General features: G+C 69.9%; 15 protein-coding genes. 2 read left to right on the top strand and 13 right to left on the bottom strand.

The genetic code is table 11. The features are described 5' to 3' along the window. Positions 1-7 precede the first annotated feature (7 nt). From LX88_RS39220 to LX88_RS39205, 4 genes are all read right to left on the bottom strand, one after another. Positions 8-1390: a serine hydrolase gene (locus tag LX88_RS39220; protein WP_258952815.1), complete on the bottom strand. Its 1383-nt coding sequence runs from the start codon at positions 1388-1390 to the stop codon at positions 8-10. A gap of 9 nt (positions 1391-1399) precedes the next feature. Continuing rightward, positions 1400-1585, bottom strand: a complete 186-nt coding sequence (locus tag LX88_RS39215) for a hypothetical protein (protein ID WP_258952814.1) — start codon at positions 1583-1585, stop codon at positions 1400-1402. Between the two features lie 285 nt (positions 1586-1870). Continuing rightward, on the bottom strand, positions 1871-2182 hold the full coding sequence (locus LX88_RS39210; protein ID WP_258952813.1) for a hypothetical protein: 312 nt from the start codon (positions 2180-2182) through the stop codon (positions 1871-1873). 132 nt (positions 2183-2314) lie between these two features. Next, on the bottom strand, positions 2315-2632 hold the full coding sequence (locus tag LX88_RS39205; protein ID WP_258952812.1) for a hypothetical protein: 318 nt from the start codon (positions 2630-2632) through the stop codon (positions 2315-2317). Positions 2633-2966: 334 nt separating this feature from the next. On the opposite strand from LX88_RS39205, the gene LX88_RS39200 reads away from it, so the two are divergent. Then, positions 2967-4235: a glycosyltransferase gene (locus tag LX88_RS39200; RefSeq protein WP_307791931.1), complete on the top strand. Its 1269-nt coding sequence runs from the start codon at positions 2967-2969 to the stop codon at positions 4233-4235. 34 nt (positions 4236-4269) lie between these two features. Here LX88_RS39200 and LX88_RS39195 read toward each other — a convergent pair whose 3' ends face one another. Genes LX88_RS39195 through LX88_RS39175 form a run of 5 tightly spaced genes read right to left on the bottom strand, consistent with a single transcriptional unit; the run spans position 4270 to position 11310 of the window. Further along, on the bottom strand, positions 4270-6990 hold the full coding sequence (locus LX88_RS39195; RefSeq protein ID WP_258952810.1) for a DUF5682 family protein: 2721 nt from the start codon (positions 6988-6990) through the stop codon (positions 4270-4272). Continuing rightward, entirely contained in the window at positions 6987-8099 is a 1113-nt protein-coding gene (locus tag LX88_RS39190) for an ATP-binding protein (protein WP_258952809.1), read from the bottom strand. The genes LX88_RS39195 and LX88_RS39190 overlap by 4 nt, the downstream gene beginning before the upstream one ends. Positions 8100-8135: 36 nt before the next feature. Further along, positions 8136-9500, bottom strand: a complete 1365-nt coding sequence (locus tag LX88_RS39185) for a VWA domain-containing protein (RefSeq protein ID WP_258952808.1) — start codon at positions 9498-9500, stop codon at positions 8136-8138. Further along, complete coding sequence (locus LX88_RS39180; RefSeq protein ID WP_258952807.1) at positions 9497-10882, bottom strand: hypothetical protein; 1386 nt, start codon at positions 10880-10882, stop codon at positions 9497-9499. Before LX88_RS39180 ends, LX88_RS39185 begins: the two co-directional genes overlap by 4 nt. Continuing rightward, on the bottom strand, positions 10882-11310 hold the full coding sequence (locus LX88_RS39175; RefSeq protein WP_258952806.1) for a hypothetical protein: 429 nt from the start codon (positions 11308-11310) through the stop codon (positions 10882-10884). The genes LX88_RS39180 and LX88_RS39175 overlap by 1 nt, the downstream gene beginning before the upstream one ends. A gap of 617 nt (positions 11311-11927) precedes the next feature. Here LX88_RS39175 and LX88_RS39170 point away from each other — a divergent pair. Beyond that, positions 11928-12587: an aminoglycoside phosphotransferase gene (locus LX88_RS39170; protein WP_258952805.1), complete on the top strand. Its 660-nt coding sequence runs from the start codon at positions 11928-11930 to the stop codon at positions 12585-12587. Positions 12588-12745: 158 nt separating this feature from the next. Here the strand turns inward: LX88_RS39170 and LX88_RS39165 are convergent, their stop codons facing one another. The 4 genes from LX88_RS39165 to LX88_RS39150 are packed head-to-tail and all read right to left on the bottom strand — an operon-like array spanning position 12746 to position 20756. After that, complete coding sequence (locus tag LX88_RS39165) at positions 12746-13015, bottom strand: WXG100 family type VII secretion target (protein WP_258952804.1); 270 nt, start codon at positions 13013-13015, stop codon at positions 12746-12748. Then, the gene (locus tag LX88_RS39160; RefSeq protein ID WP_258952803.1) at positions 13012-17361 is read right to left on the bottom strand and encodes a type VII secretion EssC family protein; all 4350 of its coding nucleotides are present in this window, start codon (positions 17359-17361) and stop codon (positions 13012-13014) included. The genes LX88_RS39165 and LX88_RS39160 overlap by 4 nt, the downstream gene beginning before the upstream one ends. Before the next feature lie 3 nt (positions 17362-17364). Further along, the gene (locus LX88_RS39155; protein ID WP_258952802.1) at positions 17365-19614 is read right to left on the bottom strand and encodes a transglutaminase TgpA family protein; all 2250 of its coding nucleotides are present in this window, start codon (positions 19612-19614) and stop codon (positions 17365-17367) included. After that, positions 19611-20756 (bottom strand): DUF58 domain-containing protein, encoded by a 1146-nt coding sequence (locus LX88_RS39150; RefSeq protein ID WP_258952801.1) that lies wholly within the window; start codon positions 20754-20756, stop codon positions 19611-19613. Before LX88_RS39150 ends, LX88_RS39155 begins: the two co-directional genes overlap by 4 nt. Between the last annotated feature and the right edge of the window lies 1 nt (position 20757).

Here is a 20757-nt window from a genome sequence, read left to right as displayed (position 1 = left end):
TCTGTGGTCAGAGGGTCTTCATGATGGTGTCGATCGCTTTGCCGAGCTGCGCGTACTTCTGCGTGTACAGCACGGGGAACACGCCGGGCGGGTCGGCCGGGCGGGCGGCGTCGGCGTAGTCCATGCCCAGGTTGCCGAACACGACGACGATGTAGTCGCGCTTGCCCTTGCCGGGCAACGACTTCACGATGCCCGCGTCGGAACCGGCGGTGGCGGTCCAGCCGGTCTTGTGCGCGAACGTCACCTCGGCGGCGTCGTTGCACGGACGCACGTCACGGTCGTAGATCGCGTCGCCGACGGTCACGGTGCCGTCCGGTTCGATCCAGCGCGACGGCACCTGCTGCGGGATGCCCTGCACCGGGTAGTCGCGCCCGCACCAGTTCGAAGTGGACAGCATCTCGTTGTGGCCCTGGCCCGCCAGCGTGTCCAGGAAGAACTTCCGCGACGACGCCGAGAGTTCGGCGGCGGTGACGGGCTTGCCCTCGGCCGTCGTCCACAGCACGTCCGCGCCGCCGTTGATCAGCAGCAGGAGCTTGGCGGTGTCGAGACCGCTCATGTTCGCGCCTCCCCAGGCACCCCCGTTGCCGGGATTCGTCCCGGTGACCATCAGCGTCGGCATCCCCAGGTCCGCGAACGTCCGGTTGACCTCGTCCCACGCGTTCAGGTCGTGCAGCAGCTTCACCAGCGCGCAGGTCGACTCGTTCTGGGACTTCGTGATCATCTCGTCGAAGTGCTGCCGGACCGTCTTCACCGACGGCCCGCCGCACACCGCACGCGCCGGGTTCGGGTCGAAGACGTACTCGGCGTCGAGGTTGATCCTGCCCAGGTCCACCAGCCGCAGCACGCCGAAGCCCACCAGCAGCTTGAGCACCGACGCCGGGTAGGGCGAGGCGAAGTCGATCGGCGCGTGTTCCCGGCCCGGCAGCACGTCCCGAGTGCCCACGCCGCCGTTGACGTCCCATTCGGCGTCGTTCCACCAGCGGTAACGAACCTGGTCGGTCGACAGCCCCTGGGGTTGCACCGGCACGACCACGCCGTTCGGGTGCTGCGGGCTGAGCAGCACGTTCGCCACCGCCGCCGGGCGGCCGGCCGGGTCGAGTCCGATGATCGCCACGTCCAGGTTCGGGGTCTGGTGCAGCGGCCTGCCGCCGGAACGCGTCCGGGCCCGGCTCATCAGTTCGGCGGGCGAAGCGTCGTACTCCTGCTGCGTCACCGGTGGCGCACCGGGCTCCGGCGGGGTCAGGTCGACGACGTCCCTGAAGTTCTGCGCCACGACCGCTTCGCGCAGGCGTTCGGTGAGCGGCAGGACCTCCGCGCCGGCCACCGGCGCCGTGGAGGCGGCCGTCATCGTGAGCGCCGTGCAGAACAGGCTGATCCGCTTGAGCTTCATCCCGGCTCGCTACATCGGGCGTCGGTGGCTCGGCGGACCGGCGGGATCGAGCGAACCGGCCGCGGCGTGGCTCGGCACGGCGAGCACCTCGTCGGTTTCACCCGGCCACTGCGGAGTCTGCGGCGCCACCGCAGTTCTCGCGGGTGTGGCCACGTACTTGGCGTAGAGCTCGTCGAAGATCGGCGTCCTGACCATGCGGACAATGGTGATGAGGCCAGATCACAAATCACGTCAAAACTCATCTAAACCGCTAGAACGGGTGACGTGTTCAACGCCTGAAACCCTTGTGTCACAACAACAACCGGACATGCACGAAGCGCCCGGCTGCTTGTGGCAGCCGGGCGCTTCGCGGGAGTAACAGGGTTGTCCGGACGCGTCCGGACCATCGCCACCACGTGGGTCGTGTCAGGCGTACCGGCCCCCGAAGTGATCAACCGGTAGGAGCCAGTGCGTCGCCGACGCCACGTGGTGTGCCGCGAGTCAGCGGTCCGAGTCGTCCTCGTGGTGGTGGTGCACTTCCTCGATCTCGATGTCGGGGTTCGCGCACGCTCCGCTGTCGTTGTTGGACAAGATCGGCACAGCGATGACGTTCACGTCGACGTGGCAGACGTTGATGTCGCTGAGCAGCTCGGAGTCTTCCATGTTCACGAGGCCGACCTGGTGGTCGTGGTCGTACTTCGAGGCGAGCTCCATCATGTCGTCCATCGCGTCGCCCTGCGTCGCGAAAGCGGGCGTGCCCATCATCAGGAAACCCGCGCCGACAGCAGCTGCGGCAATAGCCTTCTTCAGCATGACGATTTCTCCTAGGAGTCAGTCGTAGATCTGCACGTGCGACGAAAAGAGGAACGGAGCCGGCAACCTCTGCCGAACTCCGCTCCCTCAATCGGAAGAACGGCGCGCCACCGCAGCGTGCGCCGTCTCACGTCACTTGTCGTCGGGGTTGGCGCACAGGCCGCTGTCGTTGTCCGACAGCACCGGCACCGCGATGACGTTGACGTCGATGAAGCAGGCGTTCAGATCGCTGAGCACCTCGGAGTCCTCCAGGTCGACAAGGCCGACCTGGTCCGTGATGTCCAGCTCAGGGGCATCGGCCAGCGCAGTGGAACCAAAACCGAGGAAAGCGCCCGCGATAGCGACGGCCGCCCCTGCCTTCTTCAGCACAGAAATCTCCTTGTTTGACTTGTCAAGAAAGGGTTGCGTCGGCAGCACGCCAGCCGCAAGTCCGAGCAGGACCGTATCCAAGCAATCGAACAAGAACAAATTCGCAATCACGCGATGGTGTGAACACCCCAGCCTCGCGTCACACCATCGGGTGGTGCTCGAATATCTGCGTTTAGGACTCTCCAAGCTCATGAGCAGCGCAGAACCAGCGTATTCCACGTCCGCATCCTGCTATAGGGTGAAAGCCCGTTCCGACCTGCGGCAGAGCCTCGAATCGCACATGCACACCACCCTCGCGACGGCGCGGAGAGTTCAGTTCGGCGGTCGACGGGACCTCTCCCGCCAGGCTCGCCATGCCTCTGACCAGCGCTTCACCTGAACTTCGCTACCGTGGAACGGAACGCCGACCAGCGCTATGGACCAGTGCGTGCATGTGCTATGCCGGACGCGCGCTCTTGTCGCCAGCGCCGAGAGGCAATACGGTCGCTATTCACCACCGGAACTGGTCGAGTTGAGCCGGCAGCTCGAAGTCGAGCTGAAGACCGAGGATGCGGCCGGGCGAATGCGAATAGCGATGGTGTCAGTACAGGCAGGACCGCTCGCTGAAAGCGCGGGACAGGGCGCGCACGTAGCGGAGCTGTGCGCGGGATTGAGCGCCGCGGGACATGAGCTGGTCGTCTACACCCGGCGCGACGATTCCACGGCGCCGGCGGCTCTCAGCTCCGGCGACGGTTACGACATCGTGCACGTTCCCGGCGGACCGGCCCGCGCACTCGCGGAGAACGAGCTCGTGAACCACCTCGGTGATTTCACCGAGTTCCTCGCCGAGCAGTGGCGGGCGCGTCCTCCGGACGTGGTGCACTCACACCACTGGACGTCCGGGCTGGTGTCGGTGATCGGCGCACATCACTTTCAGGTACCGGTGGTGCACTCCTATCACGGGCTCGGCGAGACGGGGATGAAACAGCGCTCCGACGCCGAGGCGCTGATCGCACGCCGAGCCGCGTGGATCACGGCGACGAGTTCGGCGGAAGCGGCGGAACTGTCGCAGCTGGGCGTGCGACGCAGCCGTATTTCCGTGGTGCCCAGTGGCGTGAACTCAGATTTCTTCGACCCGGACGGCCCGACCGCCGTCCACGATGGACGAATGCGCATAGCGGTGACCGGAGAACTGGATTCCGGCACCGGTTCTTCGGCCGTGGACGCCGTGGTGTCCACTGTGGATCACGTCGAGCTGGTGGACGCGAACGCGGTTCCGCGCACCCACAGGCCGGCGGTGCTGAGGTCGGCCGACGTCGCGGTGTGCGCACCGGCCGCCGACAGGTACGGCAGCGCCGCGCTCGAGGCGATGGCCTGCGGTGTCCCCGTGGTGGCGACGGCGGTCGGTGCGCTCAGCGACATCGTGCTGCCGGACGTGACCGGCCTGCTGATCGGGCCGCAGGACAGCCGGCGGCTGGCGCAGTCGCTGAAAGCGTTGCTGGCGGACGAAACGCGGCGCGAGCAGTTCGGCATCGCCGCCCGCGACCGCGTTCTGGGCCGGTACTCGCGCAGCCGGCTGGCGAAGGAGGCGATGGCCGTGTACGAGCGCGCCACGCTCGTGGAGCCACCAGCGAAGGCTCACAGGTCACGGAAGCCGGCCACGGCGGTCGGCCAACCCGCCCGAAACCCGGCCGTGACCTCGTAGCCGGCTTGAACTGCGGGGGTGCCTGCCCGGCGGCTCAGGTGGCCAGCAGCGCCTCCAGTGCCACCGCGGTGTCCGGATGACGGCTCAGCAGCACCGCCCCGTTCGGCGCGGCCTGCCAGGAACCCCCGCAGCCCAGCAGTTCCGCGACCGCGTCGCAGGTCGCCGGGTGGGCGGCCAGCAGTGCGAGGCCGTTGCCGGACTTCGTGCGCTCCGCAACGGGTGCGGGCTGCTCGAGCCAGGGCGGGACCCACTCGTCGAGCGCCGGGAGCCGGCCGGGGAACAGGCGGCCCGCCTCCCGGATGAGCAGCGGGACGAACTGCGCGCCGCGGGAACGCAGGGTGCTGATCAGGCTGGGCAGCCACGGCAACAGCAGTGGGTCCGGTAAGCGGGCGAACGCGGTGGACATGGTCTCCACCACGAAGTCCACCAGGCTCGGCACCGGGTCGAGGGCGTGCACGAAACCGCTCAGGTAGCGCGGATAGCTCGGCAGCGACAGCGGGTTGCCCAGCAGGTCGTCGCACCGGACGCGCAGTTCGGACCGGGACAGCCGGCCCAGGTGGACCTGCGCGGCCCACAGCAGAGCCACCTTCGACGGCTCTTCCGGGTGCGACTGGGCCACCGCGAGTTCCAGCTGGGTGCGGTCGCAGCCCAGAGACAGGGCCAGGGACTCCATGCTGAACAGGAAGCCGAGCATGGCGGCCACCTGGTCGACGCCCGCCTCCTCGTCGGTGAACGCCGTCGGCAGCAGGGTGCAGTAGTGGGCGTAGCCGGTGCGGACGAACGACTCGATCCATTGCGGCAGAACAGGTTCGTTCGTGCGGTAGTAGGCGAGCAGGCGGCGGGACCGGCGCAGGACCTCCGGCGCGCCGTCCACCGTGCGTTCGCCGGCCAGCACCTCCAGCGCCCGGGTGCCCAGGTCTCCCGCCAGGCGCGGGCTGTGCAGGTAGCGGATGGCGTCCTCGACGGCTTCGAGGACGCCCGCGGTGGTGGCCTGCGGGTCGTAGGCGCTGCGGCGGAGGCGTTGCTCCACGACCTGTTCGACGCTGACGCCCTCGTAGCCCAGTTCGATGAGGGCCCGCTGATGGGTGCCGAGGGCGAGGTCCCACGACTCCTGGATCGGGCGTTCGCCCAGCTTCCGCTCGCCCATGATCGGACGGGCGGCGCCGCGTGGCAGCAGGTAGCGCAGCATCCACAGCAGGTTCGAGCAGGGTTCGAGCTCCGGCCGGGAGACGATGTCGAGCAGGGCTCGCTGCACGCCTCGTTGCTGGAGCTTGAGGTCGAGCGGGGCGAGGCGGTCGTGGACGTCGCGCGCCAGCGGTGGCAGCGCGTCGTAGCCGACCTGGCCGATGCGGTCGCCGCCCATCATGATCTCGACCAGGCGCCCGACGTCGCGTCGTCCCGGGACGACGTCCTTCTCGATGCAGGTGACGGCGGCGTCCTGGAAGTCGTACGGCGTCGGCCGGGCCCGGTCGCGCATGCCCGCCAGCAGGATCGAGGTCTCGAAGACCGCGATGGCGTCGGCGGTGGAGGCCAGGTAGCCGTTGCGGCGGGCCGCGCGGACGATCTCCACGGACCAGCCGAGCAGCTCGGCCTCGTCGAGGCGGTCCAGCACCGGCGACCGTTGCAGGAAACCGGAAAGCTGGTCGGCGGCGGTGAGTTCCGCGGCCGGACCGGGCAGCGCCGCGGGCTTGCGGGCCTTCTTCCCACCGGCCTGGCCGGCGAGCTGGAACGGTGTCACCTTGGTGCGCCGCAGGTTCTTCGCCCACTCGGTGGCCGCGATGGACACCGAGCCCGCCGCGAGGCCGAACTGCGCCTCGATCGCCGCGTGGCTCGACGGGATCAGGCCGTGCTGCCACTTCGTAGCGCTGCGCGGGCTGATCACGAAGCCGCCGCTCCCGCCGACGCCGAACTCCGCGACCCGGCTGGCCGCGTGGAAGGCGCCGCAGACGTACAGGCAGTCCGCGGGGTCCGCGCCGCTGGCGGCCAGGTGCTCGCGCATCCGCGTCCACATGTACCGCTCGCGGTCCTCGTCGACCCGCACCCGGCGCGGATCGCCGGGGGCGAGCCGCCGGAACAGGCTGCCGATCAGGAACATCACCTGGCGGTACGTGTCGTGGTCGCTGCCGCCGAGCGGGAGCTCGACGTACTGGTGCCACCACTCCGACCAGTGCCGCACCTTGCCGTGGTGCAGCAGGTACTCCTCCAGTTCGGCGAAACGCGGCCGCAGGTCGCCGATCTCCACGCCGACCGCGTCGCCGTGCAGCGCGTCCTCGTCCGTCGGCCCGGTCTCCGGCGGCTGCCACTGGAACACGTGGTCCGAGGAGCGGTCCACCAGGACCAGCTCGACCCCCGGTGTGTCCAGCGCGTAGGCGATCGCCTGGTACTCCGCGGACGCCTCGGTGATCGGGGCGACCACCGACAGCGGTGCCCACTCGGCCGGGAACCCGTCGACCTCGCTGGAGAACGCCTGCACCGCAACGGGAAGACGGCAGTTGCGCAGCTCGGTGAGCAGCGGCGCCATGTCCTCGCAGAGCTCCAGGTAGATGACCTTGGGCTGCTTGTCCCGCAACCGGCGGGCCATGGCCACCGCAGAGGCCGGGGAGTGGTGGCAGACCGGGAAGATCTCCAGTGGTTCGGAGACGGCGCGGTCGACGTCGTCGACCATGCCGAGCAGGATGCCTTCCAGGGCACCGGGCCCGTCGGCGAAGGTCGTCGCGGCCTGCTGCAGCTGCGTGCGCAGCGACTCGAAGCTCACGAGAGGGTGGCGATCGTGTCGCGGCCGCCGGCCAGGAACTCCGGCCACAGCCCGCCCTCGTCCTTGCCCCGCGGCTCGACCACCCCGTGCAGGTACTTGTTCATGATCGCCAGGTCTTCGGGCGCCCGCCGCGACAGCGACCCCACCAGCGAGGAGCCGAGCGAGCGCGCGGTCAGCTCCCGCTCACCGAAGAAGTTGCTGTGCAGGATGGCGTCCTCCAGCACACCGATCTGTTCCGCGGTGGACAGCGCGGACTCCAGCTTCTCGTCGTCGCTGCCCGCCGCGGCCGACGCCGCGCGCAGGTCGGCGAAGCTGCGCAGCAGCACGTCCAGCAGGTTCGGCGGCACGTCCAGCTCGATCTGGTGCCTGCGCAGCAGTTCCTCGGTGCGGAACCGGACGATCTCGGCCTCGCTCTTCTTGTTCGTCACCACCGGGATGCGCACGAAGTTGAACCGCCGCTTCAGCGCCGAGGACAGGTCGTTGACGCCGCGGTCGCGGCTGTTCGCGGTGGCGATGATCGAGAAACCGGGCTTGGCGAACACGATGTTGTCGTTGTCCAACTCGGGCACCGAGACGTACTTCTCGGACAGGATGGAGATCAGCGCGTCCTGGACGTCGCTGGTCGAGCGGGTCAGTTCCTCGAACCGGCCGATGGTGCCGGTCTCCATCGCGTTCATGATCGGCGACGGGATCATCGACTCGCGGGACTGGCCCTTGGCGATCACCATCGACACGTTCCACGAGTACTTGATGTGGTCCTCGGTGGTGCCGGCGGTGCCCTGCACCACCTGGGTGGAGTTGCGGGAGATGGCGGCGGCGAGCAGCTCGGCCAGCCAGCTCTTGCCGGTACCGGGGTCACCGATGAGCAGCAGGCCGCGGTCGGACGCCAGCGTGACGATGGCGCGTTCGACGATGCTGCGGTCGCCGAACCACTTCTGCGCGATCTCCCGGTCCAGGCCGTCGGACCGCTCGGCGCCCAGGACGAACAGGCGGATCATCTTCGGCGACAGCCGCCAGGAGAACGGCTTGGGGTTGTCGTCGGCGGCCTCCAGCCAGTCCAGTTCCTCGGCGTACTTGAGCTCGGCGGGGGCGCGCAACAGGTCGGACATGTTCTCGTCGTGCCTTTCGGGAAGTCAGCGAGGAAGTCAGGTGGTGAGGAAGGTCTTGAGCTCGTGGACGAGCTTGCGGATGTGGCCGGAGATCACCGGCGTGCCCAGGTCCTTGAACCGCTCGCGGAACCACGGGTTCACGCTGCCGCGGCCGGAGCTCGTCACCGAGCCGACCGGGATGAACCTGGCCCCGGAGCGGTGGATCGCCGCCATCGAGTCGTAGAGCTGCTCGCACTGGGACTCGTAGAAGTCGGAGATCCACACCACCACGGTGTTGCGCGGCTCGGCGATCTTCGGCTGCGTCAGCGCCATCGCCACAGTGCCGTCGGTACCGCCACCGAGTTGGGTGCGCAGCAGGGTCTCGAACGGGTCCGCCACCCACGGGGTCAGGTCCAGCGCCCTGGTGTCGTAGGCGACCAGGTGCACGTCCACCCTGGGCAACCCGGCGAAGATCGAGGCCAGGATGGTGCAGTTGACCATCGAGTCGACCATGGAACCGGACTGGTCCACCACCGCGATCAGCCGCTGCGGCGTGGTCTTGCGCGCGGTGTGCCGGTAGTAGAGGCGGTCGACGTAGAGCCGTTCCTCCGCGGGACTCCAGTTGGTCAGGTTCTTCCAGATCGTGCGGTCGAGGTCGAGGTTGCGGAACACCCGCTTCGGCGGCACCGACCGGTCGAGCGCACCGGTGGAGGCCTTCTCCACCTGCGTGCGCAGCACCTCGGCCACCTCGTCCACGAAGCGGCGGATCAGCGACTTGGCGTTGGCCAGCGCCACCCCGGAGAGGTTGTCCTTGTCCCGCAACAACTGCTCGATCAGCGACATGCTCGGCGTGAGCTGGGCGGCCAGCGCCGGGTCCGCGAGCACCTCGCGCAGGTGCATGCGCTTGACCAGGTCCGCCTCCAGAGCACCGAGCTCGGGACCGATCTGCGGGATCAGGTTGCTCAGGTCCGGCGTGCCGGAGCCCGTCCCGGTGCCGGTCGGGGAGGCCTGCCTGCCGCCACCGCGCAGCTGTCCCGGCTGGCAGCCCAGCGCACGTTCCAGCCAGCCGGCGTCGGCCTGCCACCGGGACAGCTGCCCGGCCGTGACGGTGCCGGACCCGGTGGCGAAGACGTTCAGCAGCACCTTCGACACCAGTGCGGCGCGCCGCACCTCGGCCGCCTTGTCGCGTTCGTCCCCCGTCTCGGGAACCATGACGCTCTCGAACTCGGCGGCGAGCCCGGGGTGGCGCTGCACGATCGAGTCGACACCGGCCTGCGGGTCGAGCAGTGCGGGCGGCAAGCCGATGTCCTGCAGCACGGCCAGGCTCGCCGACTCCAAGGTGGACTGTTCCTCGTGGTCGAACAGCCGGGACAGCAACCGCCAGTAGAGGACCTGCCGGCGGTTCTCCTGTGCGTCGGTCATTTGCGCAGCAACCTTCCGGCACGCTCACGCAGCACAGTCGCGGCATCGGTCGCGGCCTTCTCCGCCTTGACACCGGCCTTGTCGACCGCGCCACCGGCCCACGCACCGGCGTGCAGGGCCACGACCTTCTTGCGCACCGTGGTCTCGACTGCGAGCGGCTGGACCCGGAACACACCCGCGTCCCAGCGCACCAGGCCGATGCAGGCGTTCGACGTCGCCACCGCTTCCGGCGTGAGCGGCCCGGCGGCCGGCACCCGGTCGGTGTCCACGACGACGGGCTGCCCGGCGAGCGAGAAGGTCAGCGCCTCCCCCGCTTGCTCCGCGAAATAGCCCTCCAGGAAAACGGGCACGGCGATGCGGGCAGGGTGCCGGTCCAGCGGTGCCGTCGGCAGCGCGCTGGCGGCCGGCAGCACGACCCGCGCGGTGGCGAACGGATCGGCCGGCTCACCGAGCCTCGCGTGCTCGTCGCGCCACAACAGGTCGCCCTCACCGGTGATCGGCATGTCGGCGAGCTCCATGGACCGGCCTTCGCTGACGGCCGCCAGCAACGACAGGTGCGGCCGCAGCAACTGCCAGATCCCGGCACCGATGATCGTGTCCGGCTTGGGCGCCGACACGCTGGCGCGCACAAGACGAGGCGTGCCACCGTCAGCCGGTTCGAACACCGCGTGCACCTGGGCCTGCGCGGCAGTCGCGTGCTCGTGCAGGTCCACTCCCAACGGCAACAGCCGCCCGGTCACCGTGCCAACAGGCACCTCCGTCGCACCGGGCAACGTCAGCAACATCGCCCGCGACCACAGATCTCCCCAGCGGCGCGACGGAATCCGTTCCAAAGCAGACCCGGGACAAGAAGCAGCCAACTCGGCCGCGAACCCGTCCAGCAACGCGGCCAACCGGCGCAACCGAGGTTCGGGCAACAACGCGGAGATCACCGGTTCGGCACCGGAGACCAGGTCGTGGTCGATGCCCTGCCACCCGGCGCGAGCCAGGTCGGCCAGCCAGGACCGGGCCGCCAGCACCAGGTTCTCGGCCTGACCCCCACCCGCCACCGATCCGCTCGAGTCGCCCGGTGCCCGTCCGGTCGCCTGCCCCACCCGCACCATCAGCGCGTCGTGCACCGACCCGAGCAGCGCGATCCGAGCCACCGCAAGGGAAACGAAGTGCTCCTCACCCGCAGCACCGGCCGCCGCCTTCTCAGCGGCCTCAGCAACCCTGGCGCCCAGCGGAGACCCAGCCACCGCGTCGGCCAGCACGGCCAGCCCAGCGACCTGCGCGGGTTGCGGCCGCAACAGCCCGGCGGCCAACGCCTGATCGACACCGGCAACGGCCACCAGCACCTCGTCGACCCCGTCGACGGGATCGGCCAGCAGATCGGCGCGCATCACACCACCACCCTGGTAGGCGGAAACCACTGCAGCTCGGGCAGCGGAGCAGTAGTAGCGGGAAGCTCCACATAGGCCAGATGGCGCAGGAACCGGCTGAAGACCTGTGCCGCGGCAGCACTGTCCGCCTGCGAGGGCCGCGCCCCCATCATGATCGAGTAGATGGCCTGCGCGTCCATGCCGGCGGCGTCCACCCGCAGGTACCGGGCCACCCGCTCCACTCCGTACTGCAACACCGCTTCGGTGACGAGGGCGAGGATATGGTTGCAGAACGCCCCCCGCGCACCACCACACGGCCGATTGTTGTTGGTACTACACGCAAAGTCGTAACTCCCCGCAGCGACCGAAGACACGTACACCCGCTCGATGTCCGACCCGCTGGACACCACCCCCTGCAACCGCCCGTCCGCCAGCTCGACGAACGGCACCTTCGAAAGCTTGCGCGGCCGCGCAGGCGGCAACACCCGCGCGGCACTAGCACTTTCCCAGTCCGACAACGATCCCTCTCCTCGCCCCCGAGCAAGCCGATCCGCCGGTCCGGCGGCACAGGAGGAACGTTAGCGCCGACCACCGACAATTTTCGGCGGCACGCACCACCCAGCCGAAACCCGCAGGTAGACGGAGCGGCAGGCCAGCGTTCAGCATGCTTGGGCGCCGCTGCGACCGCGCACGACGCCACCCGCCTGGCCGCCCCGTCACCGACCGCTTCACCGCGAGCGCCGGCCGGCTGCACTCGAAGGGCGTAATGACCTTGCGGCGTCTCGCTTAGAGGAAGTCCAAGCACTAAAACGAGTAGCGGAGGAGGCCCGACCGCCCAAGATGAAGGAACCCAGTGTCAGAACAACCTGGCCACTCACCGGTCCTCGGACACCGAGGCCACGCGCTGAGCTCGCATCTCAGGAAGGCCGACGCGCAGTTCCGGGTGTGGATGCACGAAAACCTCGATCGCGCCGCGGCGCACTTCAGACTCACCGTCATCGGGGAACCTTCGCTCGGCTGCCTGGACAGATCGATCAGCGCGCCCGTGCAAGGACCCGGCAAGCCGATGTGGCTACGGGTGGTCTCGGAGGACAGGCAGTGGGTCGAAGGCGAGTTCTGGACCGGAAATCTGGAAGCGAACGCCTTCGCAGGCCTGTCCAAGCCGCGAGTCGTCGACATCTTCGAGTGGGAACACGGACGACACCAACGCGCGGAACTGATGACCCTGATGCCAGGCGCGCCGTGCTCCCGCACCGACGTCCTGCGCCACATGGCCGTCCTCCCAGACGAGTGGTGGGCCGGACTACGCAGAACAAGCAGGTCGATCGCGGCGATGCCGACAGCCCGCGTCAACGCAGACCAGGCCTTGGTCAGCGGCCGCATGCACCAGCAGTTCGGAAACTCGGTGAACCCCGTTGTGCGCCAATGGGAAACAGTGCACGGCGACCTGCACTGGGCGAACCTCATGGGCCCTGAGTTCGCTCTGCTGGACTGGGAATCGTGGGGCCGCGGTCCAGCCGGAACAGACGCGGCCACCTTGCTCAGCTACAGCCTTCTCGTACCGCAGACCGCCGATCGAGTGCGCGACACGTTCGCTGACGTGCTGGCGACCGACGCCGGAGTGCTCGCCCAGTTCTACGTGGCCGCCCGGCTCCTGCACCGAGCAGACAGGGGCGGTCACCCGGATCTCGTAGCGCCGCTAAGAAGGCACACCGACAGCTTGTGACGACGTCACTCCCACCAGCTGAAATGACCACTGTGCCGGCCTCGGGCCACAGCGGTCAGCCGGACCGACGACCGAGCGGCGTACTCCACCCTGTTCTACCAGGTCGAAGCACGCCGCTCAGGTCAGCGGTAGTCACCGACTCCGCCGTGTCCTCCTGATCAGGCGCGGGACGCCTCGTCCTGCTGGGCCGCGTTGGCCGTGGCCCGCGTCGACGCCTCCCGCAACGCCGTGGCGACCGCGATGAGCTGGGTGCGATAGCTGCCCGCCCAGTCCGAGCGGAACGCGTCGGCGTCTCGGCCGAGCCACGTCGTGCCGTCGATCTGGGCTGACAGCGTGGTGGCGATGGCGTCGATCTCGCCCGCCTTGGCCTCCAGCTGACGCGCCAGCGTCCGCACGGCCTCCGGGTCCATACCGATGAAACCGGTCATGTGCTTGCTCCTTCTGGATCTGGCAGTCCGATGTGGACCACGGAGGTGGTGCCTCCCACCACGTGCAGCGCCCTGCCTGGTGGGTAGTCGGCGCGGTTGAGCCGCGGAGGGAACCTGGTGCGGAACGTGTCGTCCCCGGATTCCGGTGCCAGAGCCAGGCCCGTGCGACTCGCCCTCAGGGCGTTCAACACGTTCTGAGAGGATTGGAGAGTGGGCGCGTCACCGTCACCGACGACAAGATGACCGTCGCGAACACAGCGCTGCACGAGTTCCAGCACCGGAGAGGAAGGCGTGTAGGCCGCGGCCGCGGACAGCTCGGCGATGTTCTCCAGCACCACGACGGCACGGGAGTCGTCGAGTCCCTCCAGCAGCTTGCGCGCGTTGTCGTCCACGTCCGGACCGCACGAGGTCGTGTCCCAGCGGCCGAGGCCGGCGAGCTCAGAACGGGCTGAGTTGCTCAGCAGGTGGACCGCGACATCCGGGTTCCACCGGCGCACGGCCGCGACGACGGCGTGCACGGCCGTGGTCCGGCCAGACTTCGGCGGGCCGTTGATGAGGAAGGCGCCCGCCGGCTCGAACGTGTGCGGTGCCAGGGTCTCCGATGCGAGGCCCAGCACGGGGAGCCCGTCCACGCTCGCGGGCAAGGAGGACAACGGGAACCTCTCGGCGAGGCGTTCGATCACCGGGGCGGCGGGGATGCCGCGGTCGCGCATCGTCCGTGCGATCGCCCTGATCCGCTGGGCCTGGGCGGCGACGTCGACGTGCTCGCCCACGTTCGCGATCTGGATCTCGTTGCCTCGCAACACCGCGCGGCCCCGCGGTGACGACGGGCCCACCACGCCCGCCGGCTCGCCGATGAGCGAGTAGTCGCTGTCGTCCGCGAGCCGCAGCGCGACCCTCGTCTGGATGGCGGCGGCGAGCACGGACGGCACGGCGGGCGGGCGGTCGGCTGACAGGACGAGGTGCACGCCGACTTGTCTGCCCTCGCTCGCGATCGCCACCAGCACGTCGAACCACCGGTTGCGTTCGGTGCCCTCGTAGACCTTGCGGAACGCGCTGACGCCGTCGAGCAGCAGCAGGATGCGGGGATCGGCTGCCACGCCCGCCTTCTGCCGATACTCGGTGATCGTGCCGGCCTCGGCTTTCGCGTACCGGACCGCGCGTTCGTCCACGACCTCCCGCAGCCGTCCGAGCAGGCGGGCGACCCTCTCGTGGTCGTTGCCCGCGACCACGCTGCCGACGTGCGGGAGTTCCTCCAGCACCGCGAGTCCACGCCCGCTGAAGTCCAGGCCGTACACCTGGCAGTTCGAGGCACCCGCCGCTACGGCGACGACTCGCAACAGCGTCGACTTCCCGGTGCCGCCGGTGCCGAACACGGCGAGGTTGCCGTCGACATCCGGTGTGAACGTCACCTGGGGCTGGACCTGGTTCTCCGGATCGTCCCGGACGCCGAAGACGATCTCCTCGTCCCTCGGCGCCGGCATGGTCGTCAGGTCGTAGACGGGCCTCAGCGGCGGCAGCCAGGGCCGGTGCGGGGTCTGCATCCGTGCGCGTCCGAACGCCATGCGCACCGCGTGCACCATCCGCGTGATGTCAGTGGGGCCGAGGTCGGCCACGGACGGCGCCTCGGCACGCACCTGCCAGACGGCGCTGCGCCCGAACGACAGCTCCTCCACGAACACCTCGGGCGGCGGAGCCACCTCCGCCGTCCAGCCGCCTGCGTAGCCCGCCTGGAACGGCACCAGCCTGCCCGGCCCGGTCTTCGACACCGCTCGGCCGGGCAGCGCCGGGTCGAAGAAAGCTGCCTCCGGTGAACCGAGCACGTCCACGCTGTCTGCCTCGTCCGCGGTGCGCAACGCCAGCCGCAGGTTGGTGTTCGCGCGCAGGTTGTCCTTGATCACGCCCGCGGGGCGCTGAGTGGCGAGGATCAGGTGCACGCCGAGCGAACGGCCCCGCTGCGCGACGTTCACCACCCCGTCGACGAACTCCGGCAGTTCCTTGACCAGTGCGGCGAACTCGTCGACCACGATCACCAGGCTCGGTGGCGCGGCGGCGGCGTGCCGTCGTTCGAGCTCGGCGAGATCCTTCACCTGGTATCTCGCGAAGAGCCTCTCCCGATTCTTCAGCTCGGCGGACAGCGACGTGAGCGCCCGGTGCACGAGGTGCGGGGTGAGGTCGGTGACCTGGCCGACGACGTGCGGCAGGCTCTCGAACCCCTGGAACGCCGAACCGCCCTTGTAGTCGACGAGCAGGAACGTCACCCGCTGCGGGCTGTGCGCCACGGCGAGCGAGAGGATCCACGACTGCAGCAGCTCGCTCTTGCCGGAGCCCGTGGTGCCGCCCACCAAAGCGTGCGGGCCGTCCGCGCGGAGGTCCAGTGCGTGCGCCCCGGTCGCGGACATGCCGACCACCGCTCGCAGCGTCCCGGACTCACGGCTGGGCTGCCGCGGCGCGCACGGCCCCTGCACGATGGACCTGTTCTCCTGCCAGCGTTCCAGTACGACGTCCGCGGCCGGCGTCAACGCCGGCTCTGCGACGTTGAGCAGCGAGATCGACCTGGGCAGGTCGCTCGCGTCGTCGACCTTCGCTCCTGTGTCCACCAGCGGCGCCAGCAGTCGTGCCAGCTCGGTGGCGGACGCGGCGTCGAGCAGGTCCACCGCGACGTCGTCCACACGGACTCCATCGTGGGCAAAGCCCACGTGCCCGGAACCATCGGCGTGTTCGACGCTGAGATACGTGCGGCAGGCAGCGGGCAGCAGCGTGACGTCCACCGCGAGCCACAGGACGTGGACGCCATGCCGCCAGCCGACCTCCGCGAGCTCCACCAGCCTGCTGCGTTCGCCGGCCGTGTCGTCCTCGACGATCACGAACACCGACGGGCCGGGCGCTTCGCCTGCCGTCCGGCTCTCGACGAGCGCCTCGAGTTCGGACAGCAACGCCGCCGCGGAGGAGGTGTCAGCGGCGAGGTGGCGCGTGCCGAGCGGGCTGTGCGGGGACGTCGTGTGCGGCAACCACTTCACCCAGTCCCAGTCCGCCGTGGTCTGGGCCGAGGCGAAACCCGTGAACACGAGTTCGGCCGGCGAGTGCAGCACGGCCAGTTGCGCGACGAGGGCGCGGGCCGCAGCCAGCGCGGTGGGCCGCGAGCCCGCGACGCCGACACCGCCGTGCTCGGCCGGTCGTGCCACCACGGGCACACCGTCGACGAACGCGAACGGCTCAGCCGCGGTGACCAGCTCGGTCCACATCTCCCTGGCGAACCCGCGGGGATCGGGCAGTGTGATGGTGTTGCGCGCGGGCAGGCGGCCGGTGCCGAGCCTGATCTCGGCGAAACCGCGGCCTCCGGGCCTGCGCGCCCAGAGCAGCTGACCACCCTGTGCCGCGGCCGCCGTGCAGTCGGCGAAAGACGGGTGTTCCTCGGACCGAGCCGCCACTTCTGCCCTGTTCGCGTCGCGCGCGGCCTCGGCGAGCTCCGCCACCTCTGTCCGGAACACGGCCGTCGCCTTCTTGAACGCGGACCGACCGGCGAGCATCGACTCGATCGCGTACCCGATGATCATCAATGGGCTGATCGCCACGAAAGCCAGTGACAGCACGGACTTGGTGATGAGGTAGAGCACGGCACCCATCAACACGGGTGCGATCAGCGGCACGATCGGGAACCGCTCCCGTTGCGGACGGCGTGGCGGTTCCGGTGCGATCTGCTCGACGCCCTCGTAGCACCGGTCCAGCCGTGGCGAGCGGACGAACGCGACCGCCGCCTCCTCTGCGCCCGGTGTCGTGTGCAGGACGCGCACCTGGAGTTGGGTGTCGCCGACCCGCACCCGGTCACCGGGCCTCAGCACCGACCTCGACACCGCAGCCCCGCCGAGCTGAACCCCGTTCGCAGAGCCCAGGTCAGTGATCTGAGCGACGTCCGAGATCGTCAGCCTCGCGTGCTGACGGGACACCAGCGGGTCGGTCAGCCGCACCTCGCAACCGGGTTCACGGCCGATCACGGCGGTTCCCCTGTGCAGCGGGAACTTCCGGCCGGAGTCCGGGCCCTCGACCACCTCGACCACGGCCGCGTCACCGCTGGGGCGATCGACGTATCGCTCACCCGCCCTGGCGAGAGCGACGACCGCACCGGAGCGCAGCCCACTGCCGCCGACTTGCAGGTGCGGATCGAGCAGGCGGTGTTCCCGGCCGGCGATCGAAAGCGTGACGCCGCCCTGGACCTGGTGCCCGCCGAGCGGGTCGGCCCGCAGCAGGTGCGTGGCCAGATCTCCGACGGTGGTCGCCGCGTCCACTGTCGCCATGAGGTCGACGGAGACACCTCCGGACCGTGCCAGCGTGAACTTGATCTTCATCTGTCACCTCGCCCGTGCGGGCAGGAACGTCCGCACGTCCACGGCGGCGAGCCAGCGCCGCCACCACGGCACTGACGCGCGCATCGTGCTCCTGGCCTGCCGCACGGCCTCCCAGTAAGCGTCCACCGCAGCCTGGTCGGGCGTGCCGGGGCCGAACACGTGCACGTCCGCGGCCTCGGCGAGCCCGCTCAGGTCGAACCGCTGCCGCAACGTCGTCGCCTCCTGCCTCCTCGTCAGCCCGCGCGGCACCTTCCACCCCAGGTCGCGCGCGAGGTCCACGAGTTCGCGCCAGCCCGTGGCAAACCTGGTCGGAGTGCTGCCGCGCGTCCGTCTCCGATGGCGCCGAACGGACTTCGCTCCGACGACGAGACCGATCAAGGCACCGATCGGGAGCACCACCGTGCCGACATCGGCCAGGAGTTCCCCCGCGTCGCAGATCAGCCCGCACGGCGGAGGGGGTGGCGGGAGACTGGTGCCGTTGCCGTCGGTGCGACTGGCGTCGACGAGCGAGCTCGGCATCTTCACCGTGTTCGGTGGCGGCACCACGGCGGCGTCGGTGTTCTCGATCTCCTGCGGTGGCTGGTTGTCCGGCTTCTTCGAGCGGTCGGGCATGTACTCGGTGTTCGGGATGACGGCCCACGTCCCGTCCGCGAGGTGGATCTCCACCCATGCCTGGACGTTCTCGCCGCGCACCGCTCCGCCCGAAGCGGGTACGGCGCCCAGCACGACCCGCGCCGGCATGCCGATCTCGTTGGCCACCAACGCGTACGCGGCGGCGTACTGCTCGTCGTTACCCGCCGGCCTCTTGGCGTTGAAGAACGCCGTCAGCCTCGCCGCGCCGTGTCCCGGCAGGTACTCCGTCTCCCCGGGGCCGCCGTCGGTGTAGGCGCCGTTGTCGCGCAGGTAGGCGGCTGCCGCCTTCAGCCGCTCGGCGAGCGTCGTCGCACCACCGGTCCACTTCGCGACCTTGCTCCGCACGAACGCCAGTTCGCCGGTGCTGACCGGGGGCCGTCCGAACGGCTGCGCGTCGTCCGGGACTCCCAGAGCGGGGATCACAGTCCGCAGCCGATAGGTGTCCCCTTCCTTCAAGCGGTCGGTGACGATGCCCGACGCCGTCGCGAGGTTGTAGCGCAGGCTCTCGGTGTGATCGGCCTTCCGCTCACCGTCGAAGGTGATCTCCCGCGCCTGCCCCGCGGTCGGCAGCCACGCGCTCAGCTCGTCCGCCGTCGCGTAGGCCGCCTCGATCCGGACCGTCACGTCCGTCTCCGCACCGGTCCCGGCGATGGGAATCCGCACACCGATCCGCTGGAAGTTGTTGCGCTGCAGAGGGTCCTTTGCACCGGACGGACCATTGGTCGCGCCCCACACGCGGCCGTCGTAGCCGTCGAGTGTCGCGATGCGGACCCGTCCACCCTCCGGCAGGCCCTCGACCGTGAAGAGCGTCTGGTCCCACAGCTGGTTGGCGTCCTTGGTGTGCTTGCGGTAACCGACGAGCGGGCTCGCGTAGGCACCGATCTCGAACGGCGGCTCGACGTAGTTGCGCAGCACCAACCGGTTCGTGCTCCCGGTCCCGGGCAACAGCGGCGACACCAGCAGCGCCAGCCCGGCGGCCACCCCGGTCAGCACCACGGCGGTCACGGCCCGCGTCACGCGCACTCCGCTGACACGGGCACCGGTGCGCCGCCGGGCCGACCGGATCGCGATCCAGCCCGTGCCCACCGCCGCGAACGCCGCGCCGAGCAGCCCAGTCGCCTCGCCGGTGCCGAGCAGGATCACCGCGACCAGGACGGCGAGTGGCGCGCAGGCCGGGGCCGCGCTCATCGACACCCTGCGGGCCAGCGTGAAACCACCGGATCCGCACAGCAGACCGAGGATGTACGGGATCACCAGCAACGGGCCTGCGCCGTCGACCGGGGGAAGCGTGGTGAGCAACTGCTTCCAGCCGTGCACGCCGAGACCGGCCAGGCCGGCGATGGTGGCGGGCGTCGGCACTCCCCCGCTGCCGCGCATCGCCACCGCCCCGCCCAGGAGGAAGAACACCGCGACCGTCATCACAGCGACGGCGATCATCGGGCGGCGCAGCACCGACGCCACGTGCCCGGAGAGAACGCCGAGCAGGAGCCCGGCAGAACCGACGAGCAGGAAGCCCCAGTCGCTGTAGGTGCCGTGGAAACCCAGCAGTGCCACCACGAACAAGGTGCTCAGGAAGGCGGCGTCGACGAGGTCGTCGCGGCGGGGTACGAGTCTGGTCACTGCAGGGTCCCTCCCGCGAGCAGCCCGGGGAGGTCCGCGAGCCGCCGCAACGTGAGCACGGTGAAGGGGGTGCTCGCCGACCGCGTGGTGGACCCGGCCGGGTCCACCCGCAGCACGACCTTGCGCACCTCCGGCGAGAACGCGGACGCCGCCGCCCTGAGGTCCGCGTAGCCGTGCCGCGTGCCCGTGACGAGGACGACCAGGGTGACGTCCGGTGCCGCGACCACCGCGCGAGAGGCTGTCTGCGCGAGGCTCAGGCCGCCGGGCGCCGCTCTTGCGAACACGTCCAGCACGTGCCCGCCGACGCGGCTGGAGACGTGATCTCCCGCGACCACGGTGGTGTCGATCTCGTCCAGCGCTGCACGAGTCACCACGGAAGCACCGGCCGACAACGCCGTCTCGAACACCTCGGGATCCGGATAGGACTGTTCCGCGCCGTCGACGATCACGGCGATGTGCGCGCGCCGCGTGTCGAGGTACTGCCGCACCAGGAACCTCGCGTCCTGAGCGGACGCGGCGAGCTTCGCCGTAGAACGCCAGTGGATGTGCCGGCGGTCGTCACCCGGCGCGTACTCGCGCAGCGCGTGGAAGGCGAGGTCGCTCATCGAGACGTCGTTGGTGGTGCAGCCTTCGAGATCACGCAGCAGCCCGGTGCCCAGCGGTTCCAGCGGAACGGTCACCGGGTGCACGAACAGCTCGACGACGTCCGTCATCCCGACCGTCCGCCGCACCAGCCCGAGCGGGTCGCCGCGCACCGTCACCGCCGGGCCGACCCCGATCACGCCTCGTCGCGTCCCGACGACCTCGATCTCCCGGCCGCGGTCGAACACCTCGACACGGTCCTCGCCGATCGGCAGCTCGACCTCGGGCGCGAACAACGACCTCCGGCCGTGGTGCTCGACCTGGACCGAGCACCCGGTGGACTCGCCGGCGCGCAGGCGGCGGCTGGCGACGTCGACGCGGACCCGCACGGCCCCGCGCCCCAGGGTCAGTGCGCAGGCCAGCCCCAGCAGCAGCGCGCCGGTGGCGCCGAGCAGGACGAGCTCGTCCCAGCCGAGCACCGCGCCGAGGACCCACGCCACCACCACCGTCACGCCGAGAAGCCGGCCGGACGGCGAGATCGCCTCCAGCAGCCGCCACACG

This window comes from Lentzea californiensis, from assembly GCF_024648825.1.
GTDB classification, from domain to species: domain Bacteria; phylum Actinomycetota; class Actinomycetes; order Mycobacteriales; family Pseudonocardiaceae; genus Lentzea; species Lentzea californiensis.
This window is presented reverse-complemented; position numbering and strand designations above follow the sequence as displayed.

What these genes read in the sequence shown, in the direction of transcription:
- LX88_RS39220 (WP_258952815.1), bottom strand. Translation starts at nt 1,390, where the DNA reads ATGAAGCTCAAGCGGATCAGCCTGTTCTGCACGGCGCTCACGATGACG.
- LX88_RS39215 (WP_258952814.1), bottom strand. Translation starts at nt 1,585, where the DNA reads ATGGTCAGGACGCCGATCTTCGACGAGCTCTACGCCAAGTACGTGGCC.
- LX88_RS39210 (WP_258952813.1), bottom strand. Translation starts at nt 2,182, where the DNA reads ATGCTGAAGAAGGCTATTGCCGCAGCTGCTGTCGGCGCGGGTTTCCTG.
- LX88_RS39200 (WP_307791931.1), top strand. Translation starts at nt 2,967, where the DNA reads ATGGACCAGTGCGTGCATGTGCTATGCCGGACGCGCGCTCTTGTCGCC.
- LX88_RS39190 (WP_258952809.1), bottom strand. Translation starts at nt 8,099, where the DNA reads ATGTCCGACCTGTTGCGCGCCCCCGCCGAGCTCAAGTACGCCGAGGAA.
- LX88_RS39185 (WP_258952808.1), bottom strand. Translation starts at nt 9,500, where the DNA reads ATGACCGACGCACAGGAGAACCGCCGGCAGGTCCTCTACTGGCGGTTG.
- LX88_RS39180 (WP_258952807.1), bottom strand. Translation starts at nt 10,882, where the DNA reads ATGCGCGCCGATCTGCTGGCCGATCCCGTCGACGGGGTCGACGAGGTG.
- LX88_RS39170 (WP_258952805.1), top strand. Translation starts at nt 11,928, where the DNA reads ATGTGGCTACGGGTGGTCTCGGAGGACAGGCAGTGGGTCGAAGGCGAG.
- LX88_RS39165 (WP_258952804.1), bottom strand. Translation starts at nt 13,015, where the DNA reads ATGACCGGTTTCATCGGTATGGACCCGGAGGCCGTGCGGACGCTGGCG.
- LX88_RS39160 (WP_258952803.1), bottom strand. Translation starts at nt 17,361, where the DNA reads ATGAAGATCAAGTTCACGCTGGCACGGTCCGGAGGTGTCTCCGTCGAC.